Source organism: Bacillus cereus group sp. BfR-BA-01380, assembly GCF_022663535.1.
Taxonomy (GTDB): domain Bacteria; phylum Bacillota; class Bacilli; order Bacillales; family Bacillaceae_G; genus Bacillus_A; species Bacillus_A cereus_BB.
Window position 1 is genome coordinate 147918 of sequence record NZ_JAKUFS010000005.1, and the last position, 26274, is coordinate 174191.

Here is a 26274-nt window from a genome sequence, read left to right on the forward strand (position 1 = left end):
TTTTTTGAGAATATAATTCCATGAAAAAGAATTGACAGTATTTGTTTTATAATGTTAACTTTAAATTAAAATAAGTTAACATTAGGGGTGGCAGTCATGACTGTAAGAAGCATGGAGCAAACTTTTACATATGAGGAACTAGCTCAAAAAAATAAAGATTATGTGTGGCATCCATTTACTCAAATGAAAGATTATTTGGAGGATGATCCTGTCATTATTGAACGAGGAGAAGGAAGAAAATTATATGATGTGAATGGGAAAGGCTATTGGGACGGTGTGTCTTCTATTTGGCTCAATGTTCATGGTCACCATGTTCAAGAGCTAGATGATGCGATTCGGGAGCAATTAAATAAAATTGCTCACTCCACATTGCTAGGTATTGCGAATGTACCAAGTATTTTATTAGCCGAAAAAATTATTGAAATTGTACCCAATGGACTGAAGAAAGTTTTTTATTCTGATTCCGGTGCAACATCAGTTGAAATTGCAATTAAAATGGCCTTTCAATATTGGCAGCATAAAGGAAAGCCTGAAAAGAAAAAATTTATTACGATGAAAGAAGCGTATCATGGTGACACAATAGGTGCTGTATCTGTTGGGGCAATTGATCTGTTTCACCAAACGTATAGTACACTTTTATTTGATACGCTAAAAGTACCATATCCGTATACATATCGTTCTCCTTATGGGAAAGATGGGCAAATAATTGTGAAAAAACATTTAGAAGAAATGGAAGATTTATTGCAGGGCAATCACGAAGAAGTAGCAGCTGTTATTGTTGAACCGCTTGTCCAAGGAGCGAGCGGAATTATTACAATGCCAGATGGTTATTTAAAAGGATTGCGAGAGCTTTGCACAGCATACAATGTTCTTCTTATTACAGATGAAGTAGCAACTGGATTTGGCAGAACAGGCAAAATGTTTGCATGCGAACATGAGGGAATCACACCGGATATTTTAACTGCTGGAAAAGGGTTAACAGGAGGGTATTTACCGGTTGCAATTACCGTAACGACAGAAGAAATTTATCGTGCTTTTTTAGGTGACTATGAGGAACAAAAAACGTTTTTCCATGGTCATAGTTATACAGGGAATCCACTAGGCTGTGCAGTAGCACTTGCAAACTTGAAATTATTTGAAACGACTAACCTTATAGAAGCTGTTAGTCATAAAGCAGAATATATCGCAAAACGCTTAGAATTTTTGCAGGGGTTTAAGCATGTGGGAGATATTCGTCAGCGAGGCTTTATGATTGGCATTGAGCTCGTGCAAAATAAAGAAACGAAGGAAGCATATTCTTGGCAGGAACGAGTCGGTGTGAAGGTTTGCAGAAGAGCACGTAATTTAGGAATGATTCTTCGTCCGCTAGGGAATGTCGTTGTCTTTATGCCGCCGCTTGCTTCTACGATAGAAGAACTTGATGATATGATTGCGATTTTACAGCAAGCTATTCAAGAGGTAACGGAGGGAGAATGATGAGAGGTTTCTTTGTGACAGCAACCGATACGGAAGTAGGAAAAACGGTTGTAACAGGTGCATTAGCAGGTGTACTTCGGGAGCGCGGATATAATATCGGTGTCTATAAACCATTGCAAAGCGGTCATCTTTCCTCCCATCCAGAAGGAGACGCCGCTCGGTTGAAAGCAGCTGCCGGTGTAACAATATCATGCGAAGAGATTTGCCCTTATTCAGTTGAAGAACCGCTTGCGCCTCGTTTAGCAATGAAGCGGGCAGGAAGGCAAGTGTTATTGTCAGATATTACGAGTCATTACGAAGAATTATCGAAACAATTTGACTCTTTGCTTGTAGAAGGCGCTGGCGGACTTGTAGTTCCTTATACAGACGATGCTCTCGTTGTCGATTTTGCGAAACAACTGCAATTACCATTGCTTATTGTAGCAAGGCCAACACTTGGAACAGTGAATCATACTATTTTAACGGTTTCTTATGCAAAAGCACACGGCTTATCAGTCGCGGGGATCATTTTATCTGGATGCCGAGAACATGAAAAAGAAAGAGTATTAGAAAACAAAGAAATGATAGAAGAATTAAGCGGCGTACCGGTTATTGGGTTGCTGCCAGCGCTTCGTGAAGATTTTACAAGAAATGAACGATTACAAGCGGTAGAAGAGAGTATTGCTATCTCAAGATTAGAGGAGTTTTTACGCAATGAATCCAGTGTGGGAAACGCATTTTCAGTCTAAGCTATCGAGTCTTATAGAAACATCACAGCACCGAAAATTGTTGGCGACGGAGCACGCCGAACAAGCGTGGCTCGTTCGAAATGGAAAGAGATTATTAAATTTAGCTTCAAACAATTACTTAGGATTAGCTGGTGATGAACGATTAAAAGAAGCGGCAATAGAAGCGACAAAAAGGTATGGGACCGGAGCAACGGCGTCTCGTCTTGTTGTTGGGAACTATCCGTTATATGAAGAAATTGAACAGCGTATATGTGCTTGGAAAGAAACTGAAAAAGCGCTAATTGTGAATAACGGTTACACGGCAAATGTTGGAGCAATTTCTTCCCTTGTAAGTCGTCATGACGTCGTGTTTAGCGATAAGTTAAATCATGCAAGTATTGTAGATGGCATTGTATTAAGTGGGGCCGAGCATAAGCGCTATCGTCATAATGATTTAGAACATTTAGAGAAATTACTGAAATCTGCTAAGGTAGAAAAACGAAAACTTATTGTGACGGATACTATTTTTAGCATGGATGGAGATAGGGCTCATTTAGAGGACTTAGTGATGCTGAAAGAAAAATACGGAGCGCTTCTTATGGTTGATGAGGCACATGCGGGCGGAATATATGGGAGAAATGGAGCGGGTCTTGCTCATGAGCATCCCCAATTAGCTAAGTCGATTGATATTCATATGGGTACATTTAGTAAAGCAATGGGCTGTTACGGAGCGTATATTACCGGAAGTGCTGTTTGCATCGAGTATATGATCAATACGATGCGCAGCTTTATTTTTACAACCGCTTTACCTCCAGGAACCCTTGGAGCAATCGGGAAAGCAATTGACATTGTAAGAAAAGATGAAACACATCGTCATAGATTAATAGAAAATGGCCGATATTTCCGAACAAATCTGCAAGAAGCTGGTTTTCATATTGGAGACAGCACCACGCATATTGTTCCTGTTATTGTAGGTTCGAATGAAGCAGCGCTCTGTTTTAGTATGAAATTGCAAGAAGCAGGAATAGCAGCAATTGCTATTCGGCCGCCTACTGTTCCGCAGTGTAGTTCTCGCATTCGGTTTGCCGTAACAGCGCATCATACAAATGATGATTTACAATGGGCGACGCAGCGGATTGTACAAATTGGAAAAGAAGAAGGAGTGATTTCATGACTGGGCCTAGTCTTGTGCTTATTCCAGGGTGGGGCATGGAAGAACCGGTTTGGGAAGCATTCCTTCCGCATTTACATGATTTTCCCGTACATGTTGTTCATTGGCGTAATAGTGAAGATGGGCATGAGTTTCAACGTCGAATTATAGAGGTAGCAGAAGGGAAAGAAGTAATTTTAGTTGGTTGGTCACTTGGGGCATTGGCCGCTCTTCAAGTGCATCATTCATTGCAAACGAAAGGGATTGTTTTACTAGGAGGGACAGCGAAATTTACAACAGATGCTGATTACATATATGGCTGGAAAAAACCTTTTGTCGAACGAATGAACCGAAATCTTTTGAAACAAAAAGATGATACGTTGAAACGGTTTTATGTGAGTATGTTTTCCAAGGCGGAGCAGGAAAACGGACAGGAGATTGCATTTCTCAAAATAGCTGAACAATTCCAAGGTGATTCGATTCACTCTTTGCAATGTGGACTTCATTATTTAATAGAAACAGATGTTAGAGAACAGCTATTGCAAATAGATGTGCCAGTATTGCTTCTTCATGGAAAGGATGATGTGATTTGTCCGCCTTCTGCAGCGGAGTATATACAAGAAAAAATAAACGCATCACTCACAATTATAGAAGGAGCTGGACATGCACTTTGTTTCACACAAGCAAAGCGATGTGCAAAAGAAATTATACAGTTTGTAAAGGGGATAGAGCGAAATGATTAACAAGACGTTGTTACAAAAACGATTTAATCAAGCTGCTGTATCCTATGATCAATATGCAAATGTTCAAAAAAAGATGGCAGATCGTCTGCTTGTTTATCTGAAAGAACATTACGATGAAGCGGCACAAATTCATATTTTAGAGCTTGGCTGCGGCACAGGCTATGTAACAGAGCAATTAGCAACATCCTTTCCAAAAGCAACGATTACAGCTGTTGATTTTGCAGAAAGCATGATTGCGAAAGCAAAAACAAGGTGTAATGTAGAGTCTGTTATATTTCAATGTGAAGACATTGAACGTATTACACTTCACGAACAATATGATGTAATCATCTCCAATGCAACATTTCAATGGTTAAATGATTTGTCAGCTACATTAGCGAACCTATATAAAAATTTACGTGAAAATGGTGTATTGCTGTTTTCGACATTTGGAAATGAAACGTTTCATGAGCTTCATACATCATTTCAGCGTGCGAAAACAGCGTATGCAATAGAAGATACAGCCACCGTTGGACAAGCTTTTTTTACAAGATTACAGCTACAAGAATTATGTAAAAGAATAAAAGGGGATATATATGTTGCTGAAACATGTTACATAGAAACATTTGCTACAGTTCGTGAATTTTTACAATCGATTCGTAAAGTTGGAGCAACGAATAGTAATGAAGGATCTTATTGTCAAAGTCCTTCTATCTTTCGCAGCATGCTTCGCATATATGAACGAGATTTTACAGAAGGTGAACGAATTGCAGCAACTTATCATGCTTTATTTTCTTATATGAAAAAAGAAGGGAAGAGAAGAAATGAAACAGGTACAAACGAAAACAGATTGGAAGCAAATCGCATTTGAAGTAATAGAGGGAAGAGATGTAACGAAAGAAGAGGCACTCAGTATTTTACAAGAAAATGACGAAGAAATTTTAGAAATTATGAATGCGGCGTATGTGATTCGTCATCATCACTTCGGAAAAAAAGTAAAATTAAATATGATTATTAATACGAAGTCAGGTTTATGTCCAGAAGATTGCGGGTATTGTTCTCAATCAATCGTATCCGAAGCCCCGATTGATAAATATGCTTGGTTAACGCAAGAGAAGATTGTAGAAGGTGCGCATGAAGCAATCAGACGTAAGGCAGGCACATATTGTATCGTTGCTTCTGGTCGCCGCCCAACGAATAAAGAAGTTGATCATGTTATTGGAGCGGTAAAAGAAATTCGCGAAACGACTGATTTGAAGATTTGTTGCTGTCTAGGATTCTTAAATGAAGATCAAGCGCAGCGCCTTGCAGAAGCTGGCGTACATCGTTACAATCATAATTTAAATACGCATGTAGATAATTACGAAAGCATTTGTTCAACTCATACGTATGACGATCGTGTTGATACAGTTGAAAAAGCGAAGCATGCGGGTATATCACCGTGTTCTGGTGCTATTTTCGGAATGGGTGAAACGAAGGAACAACGCGTAGAGATTGCATTTGAATTAAAGCGTATAGATGCGGATTCTATTCCATGTAACTTCCTTGTTGCTGTAAAGGGAACACCGTTAGAAGGACAAAAAGAATTAACACCAATGCAATGCTTGAAGGTATTAGCAATGATGCGTTTTGTGAATCCGTCAAAAGAAATTCGTATTTCTGGTGGACGTGAAATTAATTTACGATTTGTTCAACCTCTTGGCTTATTTGCGGCAAACTCAATATTCGTTGGCGATTATTTAACAACTGCTGGCCAAGAGCCAACAGCAGACTGGGGAATGATTGAAGATTTAGGGTTTGAAATTGAGGAATGTGCATTATAAAGTGAAACTTCCATCAGTGGGGGCCTCATCCCCCACTGATGGTTAGCCCGCTCAATCGGGCTTTTACGAACAGTTATCTCCCATCTACCTTCTTCGCTTCTTTCTCAATCTTGAGGTGGGGGTTTTACTGCCCACGAATAGCGGGATAAATACGATAATAACTTGAGAAGAAAGCTCTCCACGGCGGAGCTTTCTTTTTTGTAAATAAAATGTAATAAAGCGTATATAAGTGTTGTGATCACTGGATTTGTAAAGAGGTGACATAATATGTATTTGAATTTCCCATTCTGTAATTGTACATAGTAAAAGAGAATTTAATCGCGATTTGGGGGATTCGCATGCATAAACATATATTAGCAGTTATGAGTTTGCTTATTTTATTAAAGGCGGTTAGTGCAGATCCAGTAAAAGCGGCTGAAAATCCTGAACAGAAAGATTTACAAAAGAGGGTCGAACAGCATTTTCGACACCAAGCTGCGTACTTTGGAATCGAAACAGAAGGGAAAAATTTGAAAGAAGTGCGTCAAGAGCTTCAAACTGTGCAAGAAGGACAGAGAGAAGGAAAAGTGGAAAAATGAAAAGAGGCCGAAGCCTCTTTTTATTTGAAATGTAATCACTTTATCCCGCATTAACGGGCAGTAATACTCCCGCCTCAAAATTCAGCGGAAGCAAAGAAGTTAGGCGGGAGATAACTGCCCGTAAAAGCCCGATTGGTGAGGGCTAATAATCAGTGGGGGATGAAGAAAACCCCCACTGATTAAAGTTTCACTTTATCCCGCTCAAACGGCCGGTAAGAAGTAAGGGCAGGAGGAAAATCAAACCAGCCATAAGAGCCCGATTGGTTTAACTAACCTCTTGTGAGGAAAAGCGTCTCACAAGAGGAAGTTTCACTTTATCCCCAATGGCGAGATAGGTTTGCCATCTCAATCGCTGCAACGGCTGATTCCCAGCCTTTATTGCCAGCTTTTGTACCAGCGCGTTCAATTGCTTGTTCAATCGTTTCTGTTGTTAACACGCCAAAGATAACAGGAATTTCTGTTTGTAATGAAAGTGAAGCTACGCCTTTTGCTACTTCATTACATACATAATCATAATGCGTTGTTGCGCCGCGTATCACAGTTCCAAGTGTAATAACAGCATCGTATTTTCCGCTGTTTGCCATTTTCTTTGCGATTAACGGAATTTCGAATGCACCAGGCACCCAAGCGACATCAATGTTGCTTTCTTCTACCCCGTGACGCTTTAAACCGTCTAATGCACCACCTAATAGTTTGCTTGTAATAAATTCGTTAAAACGACCAACGACAATACCTACTTTTAATCCTGTACCAACTAAATGACCTTCAAATACCATCATGTATCTCTCCCTTAATCTATATAATTTTATTTTAATTATTCCAAAATAGAAGTTGCTATTAGGCAAAGCGAAATATGGTTTGCTCTCACCCATCCAAAAAGTAAGGGTTTTTAATGTCCTTTTTTCAAAGTGTGTATAAATCGACTTTGATTTTTTAACACACAAATTGCTATTATGCGAATATAATATGTCCGCTATTGGCCTGCTCTTTTTGTTTCAAACCTGGCATGTGGCAGGAAAAGGCCCTGACCGCTCCTATGCGTGGCCAGACGCTCTCGCCCTCCCCTAAAAAAGGAGGTTTTAATGTCCTCTTTTGAATTTGTAGTTATATATTATAAATTTAATAAATGGCCTAATTTTGTTGATTTCGTTTGTAAATATGCTCTATTCTCTTCTTTTGCCGGCATTTGGAGCGGCACGCGTTCCAAAACTTCTAAATCATAACCTTGTAAGCCTGCAATTTTCCGTGGGTTATTTGTTAAAAGGCGAAGTTGTTGTAACCCTAAATCTTTTAAAATTTGTGCGCCAATACCATAATCACGAAGATCAGCTGCAAAGCCAAGTTTTTCATTTGCCTCTACAGTATCGTAACCTTCTTCTTGCAGTTTATATGCTCGTAATTTATTAAGCAGTCCAATGCCCCGGCCTTCTTGACGCATGTAAAGAAGAACCCCTTTTCCTTCTCGTTCAATTTGAGCGAGAGCTGCATGAAGCTGCGGACCGCAGTCGCAGCGGCAAGATCCAAATACATCGCCAGTTAAGCACTCAGAATGGACGCGCACAAGCACTGGTTCACCTGTAGAAACGTCGCCTTTTATAAGCGCGATATGTTCTTGATTATCTAGAGAATTAGAATAGCCAATGGCCTGAAATGTACCAAAGTCAGTTGGTAGTGTAATTTCGACTTCGCGCTGCACTAACGTTTCGTGATGACGGCGATATGCAATCAAGTCTTCAATTGTAATCATTTTTAGATTAAATTGCTTTGCAATTTCTAATAAATCCGGCACTCGTGCCATCGTGCCATCTTCATTTATTATTTCACAAATAACACCTACTGGCTCTGCACAGCATAATTTTGCTAAATCCACAGCAGCTTCTGTATGCCCAGCGCGGCGAAGAACCCCCCCTGTTTTTGCGATTAAAGGGAAGATATGTCCAGGGCGTTTAAAATCACTTGCTTTAGCTGTGGGGTTTAATAGTTCGCGTACAGTTGTTGCACGTTCATGTGCGCTAATACCAGTTGTCGTTGAAATGTGATCGACACTAACTGTAAAAGCCGTACCGTGTGAATCTGTATTTTGTGAAACCATTGGCTCTAACTCTAAACGATGTGCATATTTTTCTGTAATGGGAACACATACAAGGCCGCGCCCGTGTGTAATCATGAAATTGATTGTTTCTGGTGTAATATACTCGGCTAAAGAAATAAAATCTCCTTCATTTTCTCTATTTTCATCATCGCACACGATAACAACTTTCCCTTGTTTTAAATCTTCTAGTGCTTCTTCAATTCGATGAAACATTTCACTTCCTCCTTTATAGGAACCCATTGTCTTGTAAAAAGCTTTCTGTAATGGAGCTCTTTTTAGATGTTGGCTGTGTAATAAAACGTTCAATATATTTTCCAATCATATCGCACTCAATGTTTACGATATCGCCAGCAGTTTTTGTTCCGATTACTGACTGACTTAATGTGTGTGGAATGAGAGAGATTGTGATGGAAGATTCATCAACTCCAAAGATTGTGAGACTTGTACCATCAATGGCAACAGACCCTTTTTGTAAACAATAACGAAGCAATTCATTTGGTAATTGTATTTTGTAATATACAGCGTTATAGCTTCGTTTTTTATCGGTAATTGTTCCAGTGCCGTCAATGTGTCCTGTCACAAAATGCCCACCGAAGCGGCCGTTTGCACTCATAGCACGCTCTAAATTTACTGCCCGTCCGCGGCTCAGTGATTGTAGAGATGTTGCTCGCATCGTCTCGGGCATGGCATCAACGGTAAAAGAATGGGGTGTAAAAGAAGTGACAGTTAAACATATCCCGTTTACAGCAATGCTGTCACCTAAGTTTACGTCTGCCAAAATGGTCTGTGCCGAAATTGTCAGTTTCATAGCATCGCCGGTTTGCTGCATATTAGCGATTGTTCCGAGTTCCTCAACAATTCCTGTAAACATAAGGCACCTCTTTTCTTGGAGTGGCAACTACTTTTATATCATCACCAATTTGTTCCATCGATTGAATATGCAGCGTGAGTGCATCTTCTAGTTGTGTAAAACCATTTCCGCCAAACCATGTTGGGGCTTCTTTACCACCAATTAGCTTTGGACTAATATAAGTAATCAGTTCCTGAAAACATTTTGCTTCTAAGAAGCTAGCATGAACTGTTTGTCCGCCTTCGACAAAGAGAGAAAGAATATTTTTTTCTCCGAGAAGATCGAGCAGTTCGTTTATTTCAATATGATTCGTCTTCATTTGCAATACAGATACCATAGCTGATTGAAATTTTGCGATTTTCTCTTTTGCAACGTCATTTCCAACGATAAACCATGTTGGCGCCTCACCATCTGTAATTACGTGAGATGAAAGCGGGGTTCGTAAATGTGTATCAAGTACGATGCGAATCGGATTTTTTCCGCCATTTACAATCCGCGTTGTTAAATGCGGATTATCGGTAATAATTGTATTTACACCGACGAGAATGGCATCGTGTGTATGGCGATAACGGTGTACATCAGCACGTGCTTCTTCACCTGTAATCCATTTACTTTCTCCTGTACGAGTAGCGATTTTTCCATCTAAACTCATTGCTGTTTTTAGCGTGACAAATGGGCGCTTTGTTTTCATGTAGTGAAAAAAGTAACGATTTAATTCTTTTGCTTCTTTTTCCATTACACCAATTGTTACGTCAATTCCAGCTTCCTGTAATCGCTTGACACCTTGACCTGAAACGAGCGGATTGCTATCGAGTACAGCAATAACGACTCGTTTGACGTTCTTTGCGATGAGCAAGTCACAGCAAGGAGGTGTTTTTCCGTGATGACTGCACGGCTCTAACGTTACATATACTGTTGCACCGTGGGCATTTTCACCAGCCATGCGAAGAGCGTGAGCTTCAGCGTGTTCAGTTCCTGCCCGTAAATGGGCCCCTACTCCAATGATATTCCCATCTTTTACAACAACAGCACCGACCATTGGATTAGGACTTGTTTGCCCTGTTGTATTTTTTGCTAATTGCAAAGCAAGTGCCATATATTCTTGATCTGTCATAAACTCACCTCTCCTAAAAAAATCAAAAAACCCCAAGGATTTAATCCTTGGGGTGAGAGAGACGATGTTTCTAGAAATATAAGAAGGATACGAGAGTATACGAAAGAAACCTAGCGTTAATCGATATGTTTGCATAGAAAAGGAGCCTAGCAAATATCTATTTTTTAACATGCTAGTGTTATTATATGATTTCAGCAAAAAAGAGAATGGTATGCGAAAGAAACCATGTGTATGTTTAAAAATAAACAGTACAAATGTGCATGCTGAAATAAACGTAGTATCCTATTATACGTACTAGAAAACATATCCTTCTCCCATCCAGACTATACTGTCGGCTCTAGAGTCTCACTAGATCCACCGTTTTCAAGTTGAAAACGGGTCACGGACTTAGAAGTTTGCACTTCATCACCGCCGGTTGGGAATTTCACCCGACCCCGAAGGATGCTGTTTGCTCACATTATAGCACAAAAAAGACAAAAGGCTATAAAAAATATTTGAATGTGAAGAATTGTATGAAAATAAAGGAGGAGGGAAAATCAACGTTAGCGAGGGGAATAAATTTGTTATACTAGTGTAGGAAAAATTTATATAGTGTCTAAAACGAGGTGAAAGTATGAAATATATTGCTGTAGGAATAGGCGGCGTTATCGGAGCTTTAGCTCGCTATGGAGTAGGGCTGCTCTTTGAGATAACATCTTTTACTAGTTTTCCATTCGCAACATGGTTAGCTAATATGAGTGGCAGTTTTTTATTAGCATTTTTAACGATGTCTATCTTTCGGATGAAACAAGTGTCACCGCTTATGATAAGTGCTATTGGTACAGGGATAATTGGTGCATATACAACGTTTTCAACGTTTAGCGTAGACACGCTGAAGTTATTGCAGCATGAAGCGTTTAGGGTGGCCTTTTTATATGTGATCACAAGTATGATGGGAGGATTGCTTTTCTCCTTTGGCGGATTTTATGTAGGGAATAAGCTATATGAACGCAGTGTGAAGAAAGAAGGAAACGTATGAATATTTTACTTGTCAGTATCGGTGGTTTTTTCGGTGCCATTGCCCGTTTTTTTATTAGTACGATAGCGAAAGAAAAATATGGGGATTCTTTTCCGTATGGGACATTTTTTATAAATATGATCGGTTCGTTTTTACTCGGTCTGTTATATGGTGCTGGAGTAGCTAAAATGTGGATGTTATTATGCGGAACGGGGTTTATGGGGGCATTTACGACGTTTTCGACATATCAACTGGAAATGATACAACTTATACATAAACGAGAAGGACAAAAGGCATTACTATATTTTGTGATGAGTTATGCAATAGGTATTGGCAATGCTTTTGTAGGATTTTACATTGGGAGTATGTAAAAATACGCGCACATTTTCTTGTGCGCGTATTGTGCTATTCTTTCGGTGCACGTACTACAGACTCAAACTTGCCTTTGTGAGAAGCATCGCAATACGGCATATTTTTTGATAATCCGCAGCGGCATAATGAAAATGCCGGTTTTGCTGGAAATACATTTCCTTCCGCATCGATTAGTTCCACATCCCCTGTAATGCGGAACGAACCATTATCATTTACTTTAATTTGTACTTTCCCCATTGTTACACCTCCTTACCAAACGCATATGCTTATCATATACTTACTAGAATGACTTGACAATGTTTAGAAACAATGCTTTTTGTGAGAAAATAGAAATGATATAATAAGTTATATACTGAAAACATATTAAGGTGAACATAGACATGAATAAACAATTACGTACATTACAAAACATTGCAACAGAGCGAACATGGGTATCGTTTTTAAATGATAATCATCCGTACAGCTTACTTCATTGGTCAATTGCCGGTGTGCAACAGGAAGTAAAGGATGTATGGTTATTACAAGATGAAGTAACATTTCAAACAACAGAGTTTCCATCACTTGATGAAGCGGTAAAGTGGATTTCTGAAAATATGGATCAAGTTACAGATGTATTGGCGTAATAGGCCATTGTGCATGTAATTAAACTTTTGCTGTTGGTTGAGATCGTAAAGAGGCTAATTCATTTGGAGATGAATTAGCCTGTTTGTGTGTAATCAAGTGGGTGATTTCATAGCCAGCAAAGACGATCTGAGTGAACAGGAAGGGTAGTCTAAAATTATATTATCATAGTAATGGAGTGTGTTTTTATTATTTTAAATAAAATTTTCCATATCCAAACAGCTCGAATGACGGAGTAAAGCTGAATCAATCATCTGTATAAATAAAATTCGTACCAGTATCATGGGGCTTATTCAAAATGCATAAAAACATACAATATGTGCAACATACAACCGATAGAAACTGCAAAGAAGGTGGTAGTTGTTGCGGAACCGATTGTTCATAATAGGTATTATTATTTTCTTTTGTATAGCTGGATGCAATAGAGAAGAACAGGCTGATAAATCAAGTGTAAAAGGTATTTTATCCGCTCATCAAATAGATTTTGTTATTAAAAATGTAAGTCGTGTACCGCATTATGATGTATGGACTGCAAAAAATAATTACACGCTTCTTGTTGTGAACTTTTCTTTAAAGAACAGTAGAAACAAAAGTATTGTTGTTAAGCCAGCTCAGTTTAATGTTATTTCGGAGACCGGAAAAATATATGGAGTCGTTCAAACGAAAAGGGATACAAGTGTATTGCATGATAGAAAGCTAAAATCATACGATTCATTGCAATCGAGCATTATATTTGAAATACCTAAAGAAGAGACGGCATCTGAATTATTATTTGCTCCTGATTTTGCTAAAGATAAACCGATTGTTATTTCATTAAAATAAAAACAGGCTTATGTGAGCCTGTTTTTTGTTTCGTTTACGTATGTTGTTAAAAATTGATCAACTGCAGCTTCATATTCTTCTCTATTTTCTGCATAAGAGCATGCATGAGCACCTTTTTCTGCAATATAGAGTTCTTTTCCCCCTTCTTTTGCTTCATACAATGCTTGCGTCATATTGCATAAAATGTAATCATCATCTTTGCTGTGAATGAACAACACAGGATTTTTAATGTTTTTGACACAATCAATTGGAGAAACTTCCCGAATTGTATAACCATCACGCACTTTTAAAAATGCATTAGCGAGTGGTAAAAGAGGCCATTTTGGTAAATGAAACTCAACCTTTAAACGATAATGAAGCTGTTCGTAAAAATCAGAGAATGGACAGTCAGCAATGTAAAAATCAGCTCCGTCCTCAACCATCCCTGCATATTGTAATAACGTTGCTGCTCCCATTGATTCCCCATGAATACCGAGTGTAATATTGGAACCGAATCGTTGTTTGAGCCAATCCACTACCGTCTTTAAATCGTGTTTTTCGTAATAGCCATAACTTGTTGTTTTGCCGCCTGTTTGGCCGTGACGGCGATGATCATAAATAAACACGTTGAATCCTCTGTTTAAAAATAAATTTGCATACTTTATAGAATTTATTTTGTTGACGGTGACGCCATGGCAAAAAATCATGAACTTATTTGAATGGCTAACAGGAATATAGTAACCATGAATGTTATAACCAAATTGAGAAGAGAGGTATACTTCTTCTTTCTGTAGAGCTTCAAAATCCTCGAAGCGAAAATGCTGTTTTGTTTCACGTTCTAAAATTTCTTCTTCTGTTTTTTTCTTTAAAAACATGACTTTATTCGTAAAGAAAATGACAATTCCAATAAGAGTACCGATTATCGCTAAAAATGCTGTCCAAAACGTTTTCATACTCTATCCTCCAAGTTACATTACATATGATAATTATATTGTATCATAACCACATGAAAAGGTGAGAGTGACAAGGATGGTAGGAATTTAAAAGATAAAAGGGGAAATATTGACGATGATAGAGATATAATCTTACATAAATTTTAGTTTTAAAAAAATTTTCGCAAGATTAATATGGGGTTTGACTAAAGAAAATATACATGTTTTATAAATAGGAAGTTTTTTTGAAACAAGAATTTATTGGAAAAAAATAAACGTAATAATTGCGTAAAGATGGGGGTTTGATAATTTCACAGACTAGTATAGTTTATATATAATTATTCTAATGAGTAAAATAGGAAAAGGAGAGATGAGATGATATTTTTCTTTCAATTAGCAGTAATTTTGCTAAGTACAAAACTTGCGGGTGACTTAAGTGTTAGGCTAGGACAACCGTCTGTACTTGGAAAACTTATTGTAGGTATTATAATTGGTCCAGCAGCACTAGGATTAATTGATAATACGGATTTACTAAAGCAGTTAAGTGAAGTTGGGGTCATTCTTCTCATGTTTATGGCCGGTTTAGAAACGGACCTAAAAGAATTGAATGAAAACCGCAATTCTTCTTTCGCAGTAGCAGTTGGCGGAATTATTATACCGTTTTTAGGTGGTTATGTTGCTGGTCTTATTATGGGAATGGAGCAAGCAAATGCAGTATTTATAGGCTTACTTCTTTGTGCAACTAGCGTTAGTATCTCTGTGCAAACGCTCCGAGATTTAGGGAAAATGAAAACGCGCGAAAGTACAACAATGCTTGGCGCAGCTGTGTTTGATGATATCCTTGTTGTTATTTTACTTGCATTTGCAATGAGCTTCTTAGGTGCAGATGATGTAAATTTAACAATGGTTATTTTGAAAAAGGTTGTTTTCTTCGCAGCAATAATCCTAATCGGATGGAAAGGTGTTCCGATGGTTATGCGCTGGCTTTCTCCACTTCGTGTGTCAGAATCTATTATTAGCGCAGCCCTTATCATTTGTTTTTCTTTTGCTTATTTCGGAGAATTATTAGGAATAGCGGGAATTATCGGAGCGTTTGCGGCAGGGATTGCTATCTCTCAAACAGATTATAAACATGAGGTTGAGAAGAAAGTTGAGCCAATTGCATATGCAATGTTTGTTCCTATTTTCTTTGTAAGTATTGGGATGAATATTACGTTTGCAGGAATTGGAGATCAAATTTGGTTTATCGTCATTTTAACAGTAATTGCTGTGTTAACGAAATTAATTGGTTGTGGTCTTGGAGCGCGTATGACAGGCTTTGATTTACAGTCTTCAACAATCATTGGTTCGGGAATGGTTTCACGCGGTGAAGTAGCGCTGATTATTGCTGGGCAAGGTCTTGTGTCAGGACTATTAGCAAAAGATTATTTTACAGCAATCGTTATTGTTGTTATTTTGACAACAATGATTACACCGCCAATGTTAAAGAAAACATTTGCGATAAAAGACAAACAATTGAAAGAGGGAAGAAGTGCTGTATAAGCACTTCTCATACTGTTGAAAAACAAATCCGTCAAGTGAATCTTTAACAATCTTGTTGTAAGTTCAACTGATTTTCCGGGTTAAAACATGGTGTTTTATTCAGAAATAAGTAATTTTTAACCATCAAAAGCCCAAATATGGAGAAGTAAAGTTTATAGAAAAAGTCGTTTATTTATTGACAAACGACTTTTTCAACAAAGTGAGAAGTGCTGTATAAGCACTTCTTTTTTTATGTAACAATTTTCAGAAATATAAAACAATCCCCTTGACGTATCATTCAATTTGTTTTACGGTGAAATTGTAAACCATTTCCATGTTGAGGGGTGAAGAAGTGGCAACGATACGCGATGTTGCAAAGTTGGCGGGGGTTTCAGTCGCGACAGTTTCACGAGTATTAAATGAAAAAGGATATGTACATGAAGATACGGTAAAACAAGTGAAGAAAGCAATTGAGGAGTTGCAATATAAACCAAATGCAGTGGCCAAAGCTTTATTTAAAAAGTCTTCCACCATGATTGCTTTACTTGTCTCTGACTTACAAGATCCGGCATCCCTATCCTTGCTTACGGTTATTGAAGAAGCAGCTTATAAAGAAGGATATCAAATCGTTATATGTAATGTGAAACATAAGAACGGTTATATGGATGTATTGGAACAAAATAATATTGCTGGTATTCTTATGACGCGTGATGTATATGAAGGATTACAAAAAGAAATAGTATCAGTTCCATTTGCAATTATAGATTCAAGCGAGGAAAAGTCTTCGCAGTACTATAATGGAGCAATGCGAGCTGTTTCGTTACTAGAAGAAAAAGGATGCCACTTTCTTGCTTATATTCATGAAGGATCAAGTCATGAAGCGATGGAAGAACATTTCACGGGTTTTTTAGATGCGGTTTGGGAGAAAAACATATCTTACCGAATTATCGAAATGTATAGAAGAGAGACGAATTCAGAACAAATAGCTACAGAAGTATTGCGAAAATATCCATATATAGATGGCATCGTCACTTGTAGTGATACCGCCGGAATTGATTTTATCCGTGCTGCGCAAAAATTACATATCTCCATTCCGGAACGTTTACAAGTGATTGGTCTGAATGGAACTGTGCAAGGAGAGTGGTCTACACCGTCTTTAACGACAATTGCTCAGCCGATAACAAGTATAGGGGAAGTTGCCATTCATAAATTAATCGCAAAAATAAAAAAAGTGGAATATAACCAAGATAGAACGAATTTAGATTTCGTTCTAATTAAGAGAGAATCAATAAAATGAAAGGTGCGTGAGAACACGCACCTTTTTTATTTCGCTACTTGTAGGCAGCAAGAGTCCGATTGACAGAAGTTTCACTTTGAACAAGAAATATGCTTCATGCAGTGCACAATCCTTGTCATGAAAGATAGAAAAAGTCGAAGTATTCAAGGGTGCAGTAAGAAGTGCTCTTGTTTAATATCGAGTAACGTTTCTGCAAAACGTTCATGTTCTTCAAAGTGTGGAGAATGAGCGGAGTTTGGAAACCAAATCATTTTTTTGATAGGCGCGTTCAGAACATCGCAATATTGTTGTACAAGTGTATAAGGTGTTTGATAGTCATAGCGTCCAGAGCAAAAATAGACAGGAAACGAAACGCTTGGAATTTGTGAAAAAAAATCAATTGTTAACATTTCTCTCCATAATTGTCCGGATTTTATATTTCCGCTAAAAAATTTTATCCAATCTATCCATGAGTATTCAGATGAAAAAAATCCTTTCCGAATGAACGAAAAAAATGACCCATTTTGAATAGCACCGCCAAAGATACCAAGCCATTTTCTTTGGATAAGCAATCGTCTTGTATCTAGAAATGGTGGTTTTCCAAGCTTTTTTAAAGAAGCGAGTGCCCGGTCATGCCCGTGCTGCTTTGCAGATTGAATTAAATGTTTAAAAAGTAATGTCTCGTTTTGCCTCATATGCACAATTTGACCAACTCCAATATAGGCTTCGATGGATTGGGGAGATTGCCGTGCAGCAGATAAGCCAATGATACTGCCCCAGGAGTACCCAAGAAGAAATAACTTCTTTTTTTGAAACTTGTTTAGAAGATAGTCAATTAGTTTATGTGTATCCGAAATAAATTGTTCAATTGTTAGCGGCTCTTTGAAATCTCGCCATGAAAAGGATTTTCCTGCTCCGCGTTGATCCCAGTTGACAACAATAAAATGTTTCTCAAGTTCTGCTTGGAAATGGCGTGCAAAGCCAATATGAGCCATTCCTGGTCCACCGTGTAAACATAATAAAAGAGGTTGTTCGAGATCTTGCCCGCGAATGAGCAACGATTGTTGACGATTGTTTATAAGAACATTTTCAATGGTAGCAATGCTATTTGAAATCACTTGTTTATTTTTATCGTAAAAAGAGGGGGTGCTGCAGCGATCGAACATGAGAGAGACCTCCTTTTGAGTGCAATATAGTGAACGGTGTCGTTTTTTTCATCATATACTAAATATACTAATAAGAAATCATTGTATCATAACATAATAACTTTATCTCGTATGAATAAGCAGTAAGATGCTTAAAGATAGAAGTTTCACGTTATGTTTAAGGGAGAGGAGGGAAGAGGTGGAAATTGGTGAAATTATTGATCGTTTAAATAATCATGAACCGATAGCCATTGTTGCGAAACGACTAGAAATAAGTCCGTATACACTATCAAAAAAATTACGATTGCTCGGATATGAATATGATAGTGAACAGAAAAAAAGGATGTTTGTTGGAGAAGGAGAAGAGCCTCGTCATTTACAATTAAAAGAAGCTGTGAGCATACAACAGGAGAAAATAGATTATCAACGTCTCATTTATGAGCAATTGCAAAATATTTATAAGTTATTGCAAAAACAGGAGTATGGAATATGCATTACTTCTGTCCAACAAGGGGAGAAAAAAAAACGTACGTTTTCTCTTTCGAAACAAATATTAGAACAGTTAGATTGTTTTTCTGTTAGAAATGGTGTGCACAAGTCTAGAGTTGTTGAAATTGCGCTGGAAGAATATTTAAAAAGATATCGTGAAACAGAATAAAAGCGGGATTTCCCGCTTTTATTCCACTAATTACAGGTAATTTTGTAAAAGACTCAAAATTTGTATTTTATAATGATTAATTTATTTTTTGAATACGACCATCAATTTTTGCTTCAATTGGTGATTTTGCTTGTTTCACATAATTCACTAGTACATCTAAATCATTTGGTCCTGCCTCTGCATTTTTCCCATTTTTAAATGAAACGAAACCATCCCCACCAGAAGCTAAAAAGGCATTTGCCACGACAGTGTATGTTTGTGAATCAACGAGGGGTTCTCCGTTTGATAGGCGTACATCAACGACTTTTTCACCAACTGCTTTACTATCATCCCATTTATATGTAATGCCAGAAATTTGGAGCATACGTGTTCTATCTTTTTGCCATTGCTGATTTAAAATGTCACGAATATCTTTTCCAGTTAATGTTGACTTCATTAATTGGTTGCCAAAAGGTTGAATGCCATATAATTCTCCCCATGTAATATCTCCTGCATCTAAATCGTTGCGAATACCACCAGGATTCATAAGGGCAATTTGTCCATTCATCGCACTGCGCTGTGCATCAGCAATTAAGTTACCGAGCGTTGATTCTCCAGCAGGTGATTGTGTTCTATTTAAAGCAGTTGCAGCTTTGCCGACAACTTCATTTACAAGAGGAGCAACTTTTTCTTTATACTGTTCGACTTTTTTCTTAATTTGTGGATCTGGTTGAATGCCGTCACGGAACGTTGGAACAATTTCAGCCTTTTTCTCTACAATATCTTTTGTTTTCTTGTCAATTTTCAAATCAACATCTGCGAAAGCAGCACCGTACGAATAAGCTTGTACAAGAAGTTTTCCATTTACAGTGCCATTTACGTATGCATGGTTATGCCCACCGAAAATGACATCGACTTCTGGATCAGTATTTTGAGCTAAGCGAACGAGATCTCCATCTGTAATTCCTTTATCATCCGTTGTACCAGGATTGTGTGCTAGTACAACAATTGATTTTACGCCTAATCGTTTTAACTGTTGTGTAGATTTGTTAATTGCTTCTACTTCATCTGTGAACTGTACATTTTCAACCATTTTCGGCATAACGACGTTTGGTGTTTCTGTTGTGACAACACCAATAAAACCGACTGGAACACCTTGTACCATTTTTACGGTAAATGGTGGTAAGAATAAGCGTCCTGTTGTCTTATTATAGACGTTGGCAGCAACGTAAGGGAACTGAGCGCCTTTAAAGTTTCCTGTTTTCTCGTGATACCCACCGTAAATAAGGCGACGCATTTCATCTATACCTTCATCAAATTCGTGGTTTCCAAGTGTGCCAACATCAAAACCAAGGTCATTGAGGATCTCAATTGTCGGCTCATCTTGTAATAAAGCAGAAATTGGTGGACTTCCTCCAACTACATCTCCGGCATGAACAAGTAGTGTATTTGGGTTTTGTTTTTCGCGATCATGCAAATATGCAGCTAAGTAATCGACACCACCCGCATCCTTATTGTTTATTTTTGTTACTGTGTTTAATTGACCGTGGAAGTCATTAATGCCCAGCATTTGAACATCAATGTAACGATTTTCTTGTGCTGGTGTAGAAGTTGGTGGTGCTGCAAAAACGCTTGAGAATGTAATTGTGCTTAAAACAGCAACTGCAGGTATAATTTTTTTCCACATGTTTTTTGTTCCTCCCCTATTATATAAATCTGACATTATACGACATAATTTTAATAGATTATGAGAAAACAATCTATAAAAAAAATGATGTTTTAAGAGAATTCACAAAAAATTTTTTTGTTTTTATATAGAAAATAAACAATTAATTGTAAGCGGTTAACTCTATAAACCTATTTTGATGTTCAATATATATAAATACGAATTTTAAAATCGACATAAAGTGAAACTTTAATCAGTGGGGGTTTTCTTCATCCCCCACTGATTATTAGTTGAACCAATCGGGCTTTTACGGGCAGTTTATCTCCCACCTAACTTCTTTGTTTTCACCAAATTTTGAGGTGGGAGTATTACTGCCCGTTAATGCGGGATAAAAACCCTTTTTTAGAGGGAGACGAGAGCGGCTGGCCGCGCATAGAAGCAGTCAGGGTCTTTTCCACCCTTGCAACAAAAGGAGTAGGCCAGTAGCGAACGTGTAGTATTCTGCATAGTTACGATTTGTCTGTTAAAAAATCAAAGTGGATTTATATAAATTGCGGTTATGTAGAATGAAAAATGATCTACAATTAAAAGAAGGATGTTTTTTTACTTGTATATAGAGAGGTAGGATTAGTACCATTTAATAGCGATACTGCTCTTTTGGTTGCTGTTAATTTACACTTTCTACTATAATAAAGAAAAAAGTAAAAGGTGATTTAATTATGGCAAAGAAAAAACAAAAACGTACGCAGAACCAAACAGCAATGAAGATGGAAAAGGAAACAATAACAATTGGAGATCAATTGAACGAGGCTCTAATGAAGCAGCTAAAAAGTAAACAGAAAGCATTAAAAGAGCAAGACGAGCAGAAAAAAGAAATTGAGTTAGAGAGAAAGCGTAAAGAGCAGCGTGAACGTGAAAAAAATAAATCATTTGAAGAATTATTAAGTGAAAGTAGTTTGTCATGGACAGACTTTAAGTAAGAAATGAATATAAGGGGGATGGGCATGAGAAAAGTGGAAGTAGTGCCCTATGAAAATCATTGGGCAGAAAAATTTCAGAAAGAAGCGAAACGTGTAAAGGAAGCAATGCCAGAACATGTGAAAGTTCATCATATTGGTAGTACATCTGTGCCAGGGTTAGCGGCAAAGCCCATTATTGATATGATTATGGAAGTTACGAATATTGACAAAGTGGATAGTTGGAATGATATCTTCCGAAAACTCGGTTATACACCAAAAGGTGAAAATGGTATTTCGGGACGACGTTTCTACATACATGGTACAGAAGAAAAGCGAAGCTATCATTTACATGTATATGAAACAGGTGATCAAGAAATTATACGTCATCTCTCTTTTCGTGATTATATGATGGAACATTGTGAAGAAGCGGAAGCGTATGCAACGTTAAAGCAAGAGCTTGCGAAACAATTTACATATGATATCGAGCGGTATATTGAAGAGAAAGATGCATTTGTTCGTGAGAGGGAACAAAGAGCGATGGCGTGGATGAAGAAAAAATAACGTGCTATATATGTGGCACGTTATTTTTATCTAGCTATTTTTGGGCAGTAATACTCCCACCTCAAAATTCGGCGAAAGCATTGTCCAGTTCCAGTGGCTAGAATGTTCGGTGGCTTCGCTTCTTCCTGCGAGGTAAAAAACACCTCTACGTCAGAAGCTCCATCCCCCTCACATTCTGGACGAGCCACTTCCACATTTCTTTGTTGTCCAGCTCTAGCAGCTAGAATCTCCGGCCGTTTCGCCCCCTCGGACGAGGCAAAAAGCGCCTCTCCGCCTTGTGCGTGGGCGTCCTGCGATTCTGAACGAGCCGCTTCCGCTTTTCTTAAGAAGTTAGGTGGGAGATAAACTGCTGGCATGCGCCCGATTGGTGAGGGCTGATAATCAGTGGGGGATGAAGAAAACCCCAACTGATTAAAGGTTCACTTTATCATTGTTTTATGGAAGCAATAAAATTTTCCCGGTGCTTTTTCTACTTTCTAAATAATGGTGTGCCTTTGCCCCTTCACTTAATGAAAATGTAGTTGGCTTAGATAACTTGATCTTTTCTTGTTGAATCCATGTAAATAGCTCTTCAGAACGAAGAACGCGTTCTTTATGAGAAGTGAGTACGTTCCATAAATCCCCGCCGGTTAGCGTTTTAGAGGTGTCCATAAGCATGCGCGGGTCTACAGGTGCTGGATCGCCTCCTGACATTCCGTAGAAAACAACGGTTCCTCCAATGCGTGTTGCTTCAAAACTATCCATCAATGTAGAACCAACAGATTCATATACGACATCGACACCTTTTCCGTTCGTCGCATGCATGACTTTCTGTTTCCAATCATCCTCATACAAAAAGGTCCAGTCTGCGCCAACAGCTTTAGCAGCTTTTGCTTTTTGAATAGAAGAAGTAAGTGCAATCACTTTACCGCCGAGTAACTTTATAATTTGTACAAGAAGTTGCCCAACACCACCGGCAGCAGCGTGTACGAGTACAATATCTCCTTCTTTTACCACATAGCTATCTCGAGTTAAATAATGAGCTGTTAAACCTTGTAGTAAAATAGAAGCAGCTGTTTCATGTGAAATATGATTAGGAAGTGGAATTGCTTTCTCGATTGGAACTGCTACAAGTTCTGCATTTGCATAAGGAACATCTGCAAATGCAATAGAATCGCCTTGCTTGATTGTTGTAACATTATTTCCTACCATTTCTACAATTCCAGCGCCTTCGTAACCTAAAATGTATGGTGGTTTACCGGCAAGATGGTAATTTCCTTTTCTTCTATAAACATCGGCAAAATTTAAACCAATTGCTTTCATTTTTACAAGAATTTCATTAGGTCCGATAACAGGATTAGGGATTTCTTTATATTGTAATACTTCTGGTTCTCCAAATGTGTTAAATACAAGAGCTTTCATCTTTTTCCCTCTACTTTGTGTATTTTATTTTACGCTTACACTGTAAGATAAAAGGATGCAGAAAGCAAGGAATTACCTCTTGAAAAAAGTTGGGAAAGGCACGGATCGCTTCTATACAAGGTCAGATGCGTTGGTGTTGGTTTGGAACAGAGTTGAAATGTTTAAAAAGTCATACCGTTTTGAATTTATCAAGATATAAATCAAAAAACATTTAAAATATCATGGTCCTAACATATTAAACATGACTAATATGTTAGGACCATTTATTTTTAGCAATGGGCTTTGAATTTGAATAGTATCTCTCCCTATTTGGAGAGAAATAAATAAAGTCCCATAAGCGTTCCTCTTTAAGAGAAATCAGTGTCTTTATATGGTGATAAACGAAGTAATATGTCCGTCTCAAAACGTTAATTAGGTGAGGATAGACCTCCCTTCTTAATAAAACCCATTTTAATGGGTACATTTTACAAATGAAGGAATAAAGTGTATAATCAACAATCATATTAACAATGTTAATATGATTGTTGATTATACTAATTGTGTGAGGTGCTTATTTTGAAAGGAAGAGATGTTGTTTTAGGGTTACTCATGGAAAAAGAATTATCTGGCTATGATATAAAAATTGTTTTTGAAGAAGTATTCACTCATTTTTTTGATGGCAGTTTTGGGATGATTTATCCGACTTTAAGACAGTTAGAAAAAGAAGGGAAAATAAAAAAAGAGGTTGTGATGCAAGAAGATAAGCCAAATAAAAAAATGTATTTCATAACAGATGAAGGAAGAGAAGAATTTTATGAATATATGAAGACAGATGTAGAGAAGGATGTTCTGCGTTCTGACTTTTTAATGCGTATGTATTTTGGGGACTATAGCGATACGAATACGATGAAAAAGTGGATTGAAGAAGAAATTGAAAGAAAAGAAGCATATATTACAGATCTCCGTTTGAAATATGAAAAATGGAAAGAGGGAATTACATTTGCAGAAGAGATTTCATTAGATCTTGGGATTGCATCTTATACTGCACAAGTTGAAACATTAAAAAATAAATTAGCTCAGCTTACAATGCCAGAAAAAGAAGATGAAAAGTAAAGTTACATGTGAGAAAGGGGGGAGTGTTATGGAACAATCAAAGGGAATCAAAATTGTTTTCTTAATGTGTTTAGGTATTTTTCTATGTATGATTGATACAACGATTATGAATATTGCTTTGCCAGCAATACAGGTAGATTTGAATACATCATTGGAGAAAATGTCTTGGATATTGAATGTATATACGATGTCTATTGCAGTATTAGCGATACCACTAGGGCGAATTGCTGATATATTTGGAAAGGCAAAATTATATATTATGGGTTTAATAATTTTCGGAGTTGGTTCAGCATTATGTGCGTTTGCGAATACGGGGGATTTTCTTGTTTTTTCTCGGTTTATTCAAAGTATAGGGGCTGCTATTTTGTTTCCAATAAGTATGGTAATTGGAGTATCAGCAGTTCCAATGGCAAAAAGGCATATTGCGCTCGGTCTTTTAGGAGTGACACAAGGATTATCAGCAGCTATAGGTCCTGTACTAGGGGGTGTTATTACACAAAAATTAGGGTGGAGATGGGTATTCTTTGTGAATATTCCAACTTGTATTATTGGTATTGTTTTATGTTTCATTATGTTAAAAATAAAAAATGAAGAACGGATAGCAGCTAAAATTGACTGGACTGGATTAGTGCTTTCCAGTGTGGCTATTTTCTTTTCTACACTTGTTCTAGTTAAAGGGAATACTTGGGGATGGCTGAGTAACTTTTCATGGATTTGCTATATCGTTAGTGCTGCTTCTTTCATTTTATTTATTTTAGTTGAAAGAAAAGTTGCATCACCGATGGTAAATTTACAGCTATTTAAAGATCGAACCTTTGTTGGAGCTTCTATCGTAGTTATACTAAGTAATTTATTTCTAATTGGTGTAACTGTTTTACTTCCGACATTTCTTACAAAAATACAACACCGAACAGAAATCGAAGCAGCTCTTTTAGTGACACCCATTTCTGCCATGATATTTTTAGTTTCTCCGTTTGCTTCGCTAGTTATGAAGAAACTTGGCAAGGTTCTGGTTATATTAATAGGATTCATAGTTATGAGTCTTGCTTATTATTGTTTACAGATGATAGGCGTTGATTCAACTAGTCAAGAAATTATCACTCCGTGTATGATTTTAGGTGTTGGTTACGGTTTAGTCATCGGGCCAATCACTATATTAACTGCTTCCTCATTTGAGGGGGAACTATTGACTGCCTCCCAAAGTGTCGTGTCCATGCTAAGACAAATAGGAATTGTATTAGCTGTGGCTATTTTTGTATCAGGTTTGACTCATAATTTATCTATAAATAAAGAAAATGTGTATAGCTATGCAGAAAATAAAGTTCATGATCTTCATGTTGGTAAAGCAGAACAAAATCAAATATTAACAGTAACAAAGGAAAAAATACAAAATAAAAACTTAGAATCAAATATAGAAAAGAAACAAGGAACTGATAATATTGGTTTAAGTCAGAAACAAAAGGAAAATATGATTCAAGAGAAAGTAAACAATACTTTAAATGAAGTTCCCGTAGAATACAGAGAAATGAAGCGGGGAGAAATTACGAATCAAGTAACGAAAGCGGTTGAGGAAAAAATAGAAGACGTAAGGAGAGAAGTTGGTACATTCTCAGATGATATTAGTCATTATGCCGAAAAAGAGATGGCAGCAAGTTTTACAGACTTATATAAAGCGAGTATACCAATTATATTGCTCTGTAGTTTAGTTGCTTTTATGTTTCGTAATAAGCAACTTGAAGTTGAGAAGAGCAAAAAACTAAATGTATAGTAATACTTCCTTT

26 protein-coding genes, 1 pseudogene and 1 riboswitch are annotated in these 26274 nt (G+C 37.5%); of the genes and pseudogenes, 18 read left to right on the plus strand and 9 right to left on the minus strand.

Features of this window, described 5'->3' with window-relative positions:
* The first annotated feature begins 96 nt into the window (after positions 1-96).
* The 7 genes and pseudogenes from bioA to MR076_RS06895 form a co-directional block, all read left to right on the plus strand.
* Complete coding sequence (bioA, locus tag MR076_RS06865; RefSeq protein ID WP_242219001.1) at positions 97-1476, plus strand: adenosylmethionine--8-amino-7-oxononanoate transaminase; 1380 nt, start codon at positions 97-99, stop codon at positions 1474-1476.
* On the plus strand, positions 1476-2204 hold the full coding sequence (bioD, locus tag MR076_RS06870) for a dethiobiotin synthase (RefSeq protein ID WP_242219003.1): 729 nt from the start codon (positions 1476-1478) through the stop codon (positions 2202-2204). Before bioA ends, bioD begins: the two co-directional genes overlap by 1 nt.
* Positions 2170-3357 (plus strand): 8-amino-7-oxononanoate synthase, encoded by a 1188-nt coding sequence (gene bioF / locus MR076_RS06875; RefSeq protein ID WP_242219005.1) that lies wholly within the window; start codon positions 2170-2172, stop codon positions 3355-3357. The genes bioD and bioF overlap by 35 nt, the downstream gene beginning before the upstream one ends.
* The gene (locus MR076_RS06880; RefSeq protein WP_242219007.1) at positions 3354-4076 is read left to right on the plus strand and encodes an alpha/beta fold hydrolase; all 723 of its coding nucleotides are present in this window, start codon (positions 3354-3356) and stop codon (positions 4074-4076) included. The genes bioF and MR076_RS06880 overlap by 4 nt, the downstream gene beginning before the upstream one ends.
* On the plus strand, positions 4069-4926 hold the full coding sequence (gene bioC / locus MR076_RS06885) for a malonyl-ACP O-methyltransferase BioC (protein ID WP_242219009.1): 858 nt from the start codon (positions 4069-4071) through the stop codon (positions 4924-4926). The genes MR076_RS06880 and bioC overlap by 8 nt, the downstream gene beginning before the upstream one ends.
* The gene (bioB, locus tag MR076_RS06890; protein ID WP_242219011.1) at positions 4880-5878 is read left to right on the plus strand and encodes a biotin synthase BioB; all 999 of its coding nucleotides are present in this window, start codon (positions 4880-4882) and stop codon (positions 5876-5878) included. Before bioC ends, bioB begins: the two co-directional genes overlap by 47 nt.
* Positions 5879-6216: 338 nt before the next feature.
* Positions 6217-6447: pseudogene (locus tag MR076_RS06895) on the plus strand (hypothetical protein); the annotation flags it as partial.
* Positions 6448-6770: 323 nt separating this feature from the next.
* On the opposite strand, the gene ribH reads toward MR076_RS06895, so the two are convergent.
* From ribH to ribD, 4 genes are all read right to left on the minus strand, one after another.
* Entirely contained in the window at positions 6771-7232 is a 462-nt protein-coding gene (gene ribH, locus MR076_RS06900) for a 6,7-dimethyl-8-ribityllumazine synthase (RefSeq protein ID WP_242219214.1), read from the minus strand.
* Positions 7233-7567: 335 nt separating this feature from the next.
* Positions 7568-8761, minus strand: coding sequence for a bifunctional 3,4-dihydroxy-2-butanone-4-phosphate synthase/GTP cyclohydrolase II (locus tag MR076_RS06905; RefSeq protein ID WP_242219013.1), 1194 nt, complete (start codon positions 8759-8761; stop codon positions 7568-7570).
* A 13-nt stretch (positions 8762-8774) separates the two neighbouring features.
* On the minus strand, positions 8775-9419 hold the full coding sequence (gene ribE, locus MR076_RS06910; RefSeq protein ID WP_242219015.1) for a riboflavin synthase: 645 nt from the start codon (positions 9417-9419) through the stop codon (positions 8775-8777).
* Positions 9400-10512 carry a bifunctional diaminohydroxyphosphoribosylaminopyrimidine deaminase/5-amino-6-(5-phosphoribosylamino)uracil reductase RibD gene (gene ribD / locus MR076_RS06915; RefSeq protein WP_242219018.1) on the minus strand — a complete coding sequence of 371 codons (1113 nt, stop codon included), beginning with the start codon at positions 10510-10512 and terminating at the stop codon, positions 9400-9402. The genes ribE and ribD overlap by 20 nt, the downstream gene beginning before the upstream one ends.
* A 302-nt stretch (positions 10513-10814) precedes the next feature.
* A riboswitch (FMN riboswitch) is annotated at positions 10815-10958 on the minus strand.
* A 167-nt stretch (positions 10959-11125) separates the two neighbouring features.
* On the opposite strand from ribD, the gene crcB (MR076_RS06920) reads away from it, so the two are divergent.
* Both crcB (MR076_RS06920) and crcB (MR076_RS06925) read left to right on the plus strand, forming a co-directional pair.
* A complete protein-coding gene (crcB, locus tag MR076_RS06920; protein WP_242219024.1) occupies positions 11126-11530 on the plus strand; it encodes a fluoride efflux transporter CrcB in 405 nt (134 codons plus the stop codon).
* Complete coding sequence (gene crcB, locus MR076_RS06925; RefSeq protein ID WP_242219026.1) at positions 11527-11880, plus strand: fluoride efflux transporter CrcB; 354 nt, start codon at positions 11527-11529, stop codon at positions 11878-11880. The genes crcB (MR076_RS06920) and crcB (MR076_RS06925) overlap by 4 nt, the downstream gene beginning before the upstream one ends.
* A gap of 34 nt (positions 11881-11914) precedes the next feature.
* Here crcB (MR076_RS06925) and MR076_RS06930 read toward each other — a convergent pair whose 3' ends face one another.
* A complete protein-coding gene (locus MR076_RS06930) occupies positions 11915-12118 on the minus strand; it encodes a CDGSH iron-sulfur domain-containing protein (protein WP_242219029.1) in 204 nt (67 codons plus the stop codon).
* A gap of 143 nt (positions 12119-12261) precedes the next feature.
* On the opposite strand from MR076_RS06930, the gene MR076_RS06935 reads away from it, so the two are divergent.
* On the plus strand, positions 12262-12504 hold the full coding sequence (locus tag MR076_RS06935) for a DUF2552 family protein (RefSeq protein WP_090914031.1): 243 nt from the start codon (positions 12262-12264) through the stop codon (positions 12502-12504).
* Between the two features lie 361 nt (positions 12505-12865).
* Entirely contained in the window at positions 12866-13324 is a 459-nt protein-coding gene (locus MR076_RS06940; protein WP_242219031.1) for a DUF4352 domain-containing protein, read from the plus strand.
* An 8-nt stretch (positions 13325-13332) separates the two neighbouring features.
* Here MR076_RS06940 and MR076_RS06945 read toward each other — a convergent pair whose 3' ends face one another.
* Complete coding sequence (locus MR076_RS06945) at positions 13333-14256, minus strand: alpha/beta hydrolase (protein WP_242219033.1); 924 nt, start codon at positions 14254-14256, stop codon at positions 13333-13335.
* 354 nt (positions 14257-14610) lie between these two features.
* Between MR076_RS06945 and MR076_RS06950 the strand changes: the two genes are divergently transcribed.
* Positions 14611-15777 (plus strand): cation:proton antiporter, encoded by a 1167-nt coding sequence (locus tag MR076_RS06950; RefSeq protein ID WP_242219035.1) that lies wholly within the window; start codon positions 14611-14613, stop codon positions 15775-15777.
* Positions 15778-16108: 331 nt separating this feature from the next.
* On the plus strand, positions 16109-17053 hold the full coding sequence (locus MR076_RS06955; protein ID WP_242219037.1) for a LacI family DNA-binding transcriptional regulator: 945 nt from the start codon (positions 16109-16111) through the stop codon (positions 17051-17053).
* 143 nt (positions 17054-17196) lie between these two features.
* Here MR076_RS06955 and MR076_RS06960 read toward each other — a convergent pair whose 3' ends face one another.
* Entirely contained in the window at positions 17197-18198 is a 1002-nt protein-coding gene (locus tag MR076_RS06960) for an alpha/beta fold hydrolase (RefSeq protein WP_242219039.1), read from the minus strand.
* 127 nt (positions 18199-18325) lie between these two features.
* Between MR076_RS06960 and MR076_RS06965 the strand changes: the two genes are divergently transcribed.
* Complete coding sequence (locus MR076_RS06965; protein ID WP_242219041.1) at positions 18326-18835, plus strand: ribbon-helix-helix domain-containing protein; 510 nt, start codon at positions 18326-18328, stop codon at positions 18833-18835.
* 76 nt (positions 18836-18911) lie between these two features.
* On the opposite strand, the gene MR076_RS06970 is transcribed toward MR076_RS06965, so the two are convergent.
* Entirely contained in the window at positions 18912-20501 is a 1590-nt protein-coding gene (locus MR076_RS06970; RefSeq protein WP_242219043.1) for a bifunctional metallophosphatase/5'-nucleotidase, read from the minus strand.
* A gap of 698 nt (positions 20502-21199) precedes the next feature.
* On the opposite strand from MR076_RS06970, the gene MR076_RS06975 reads away from it, so the two are divergent.
* Both MR076_RS06975 and MR076_RS06980 read left to right on the plus strand, forming a co-directional pair.
* Positions 21200-21460 carry a YqkE family protein gene (locus MR076_RS06975; protein WP_242219045.1) on the plus strand — a complete coding sequence of 87 codons (261 nt, stop codon included), beginning with the start codon at positions 21200-21202 and terminating at the stop codon, positions 21458-21460.
* A 24-nt stretch (positions 21461-21484) separates the two neighbouring features.
* Positions 21485-22000, plus strand: coding sequence for a GrpB family protein (locus MR076_RS06980; RefSeq protein WP_242219046.1), 516 nt, complete (start codon positions 21485-21487; stop codon positions 21998-22000).
* A 435-nt stretch (positions 22001-22435) separates the two neighbouring features.
* Here the strand turns inward: MR076_RS06980 and MR076_RS06990 are convergent, their stop codons facing one another.
* Positions 22436-23401 (minus strand): quinone oxidoreductase family protein, encoded by a 966-nt coding sequence (locus tag MR076_RS06990; protein ID WP_242219048.1) that lies wholly within the window; start codon positions 23399-23401, stop codon positions 22436-22438.
* Between the two features lie 555 nt (positions 23402-23956).
* Here MR076_RS06990 and MR076_RS06995 point away from each other — a divergent pair.
* Entirely contained in the window at positions 23957-24493 is a 537-nt protein-coding gene (locus tag MR076_RS06995; protein WP_242219055.1) for a helix-turn-helix transcriptional regulator, read from the plus strand.
* 28 nt (positions 24494-24521) lie between these two features.
* The gene (locus tag MR076_RS07000; RefSeq protein ID WP_242219057.1) at positions 24522-26261 is read left to right on the plus strand and encodes an MFS transporter; all 1740 of its coding nucleotides are present in this window, start codon (positions 24522-24524) and stop codon (positions 26259-26261) included.
* The last annotated feature ends 13 nt before the right edge of the window (positions 26262-26274 follow it).

What these genes read in the sequence shown, in the direction of transcription:
- MR076_RS06930 (WP_242219029.1), bottom strand. Translation starts at nt 12,118, where the DNA reads ATGGGGAAAGTACAAATTAAAGTAAATGATAATGGTTCGTTCCGCATT.
- MR076_RS07000 (WP_242219057.1), top strand. Translation starts at nt 24,522, where the DNA reads ATGGAACAATCAAAGGGAATCAAAATTGTTTTCTTAATGTGTTTAGGT.
- bioB (WP_242219011.1), top strand. Translation starts at nt 4,880, where the DNA reads ATGAAACAGGTACAAACGAAAACAGATTGGAAGCAAATCGCATTTGAA.
- MR076_RS06905 (WP_242219013.1), bottom strand. Translation starts at nt 8,761, where the DNA reads ATGTTTCATCGAATTGAAGAAGCACTAGAAGATTTAAAACAAGGGAAA.
- MR076_RS06935 (WP_090914031.1), top strand. Translation starts at nt 12,262, where the DNA reads ATGAATAAACAATTACGTACATTACAAAACATTGCAACAGAGCGAACA.
- MR076_RS06970 (WP_242219043.1), bottom strand. Translation starts at nt 20,501, where the DNA reads ATGTGGAAAAAAATTATACCTGCAGTTGCTGTTTTAAGCACAATTACA.
- ribE (WP_242219015.1), bottom strand. Translation starts at nt 9,419, where the DNA reads ATGTTTACAGGAATTGTTGAGGAACTCGGAACAATCGCTAATATGCAG.
- bioD (WP_242219003.1), top strand. Translation starts at nt 1,476, where the DNA reads ATGAGAGGTTTCTTTGTGACAGCAACCGATACGGAAGTAGGAAAAACG.
- crcB (WP_242219026.1), top strand. Translation starts at nt 11,527, where the DNA reads ATGAATATTTTACTTGTCAGTATCGGTGGTTTTTTCGGTGCCATTGCC.
- bioC (WP_242219009.1), top strand. Translation starts at nt 4,069, where the DNA reads ATGATTAACAAGACGTTGTTACAAAAACGATTTAATCAAGCTGCTGTA.
- MR076_RS06960 (WP_242219039.1), bottom strand. Translation starts at nt 18,198, where the DNA reads ATGTTCGATCGCTGCAGCACCCCCTCTTTTTACGATAAAAATAAACAA.
- ribH (WP_242219214.1), bottom strand. Translation starts at nt 7,232, where the DNA reads ATGGTATTTGAAGGTCATTTAGTTGGTACAGGATTAAAAGTAGGTATT.
- MR076_RS06990 (WP_242219048.1), bottom strand. Translation starts at nt 23,401, where the DNA reads ATGAAAGCTCTTGTATTTAACACATTTGGAGAACCAGAAGTATTACAA.
- MR076_RS06945 (WP_242219033.1), bottom strand. Translation starts at nt 14,256, where the DNA reads ATGAAAACGTTTTGGACAGCATTTTTAGCGATAATCGGTACTCTTATT.
- ribD (WP_242219018.1), bottom strand. Translation starts at nt 10,512, where the DNA reads ATGACAGATCAAGAATATATGGCACTTGCTTTGCAATTAGCAAAAAAT.
- MR076_RS06980 (WP_242219046.1), top strand. Translation starts at nt 21,485, where the DNA reads ATGAGAAAAGTGGAAGTAGTGCCCTATGAAAATCATTGGGCAGAAAAA.
- bioA (WP_242219001.1), top strand. Translation starts at nt 97, where the DNA reads ATGACTGTAAGAAGCATGGAGCAAACTTTTACATATGAGGAACTAGCT.
- MR076_RS06975 (WP_242219045.1), top strand. Translation starts at nt 21,200, where the DNA reads ATGGCAAAGAAAAAACAAAAACGTACGCAGAACCAAACAGCAATGAAG.
- MR076_RS06965 (WP_242219041.1), top strand. Translation starts at nt 18,326, where the DNA reads ATGCTTAAAGATAGAAGTTTCACGTTATGTTTAAGGGAGAGGAGGGAA.
- MR076_RS06880 (WP_242219007.1), top strand. Translation starts at nt 3,354, where the DNA reads ATGACTGGGCCTAGTCTTGTGCTTATTCCAGGGTGGGGCATGGAAGAA.
- crcB (WP_242219024.1), top strand. Translation starts at nt 11,126, where the DNA reads ATGAAATATATTGCTGTAGGAATAGGCGGCGTTATCGGAGCTTTAGCT.
- bioF (WP_242219005.1), top strand. Translation starts at nt 2,170, where the DNA reads ATGAATCCAGTGTGGGAAACGCATTTTCAGTCTAAGCTATCGAGTCTT.
- MR076_RS06950 (WP_242219035.1), top strand. Translation starts at nt 14,611, where the DNA reads ATGATATTTTTCTTTCAATTAGCAGTAATTTTGCTAAGTACAAAACTT.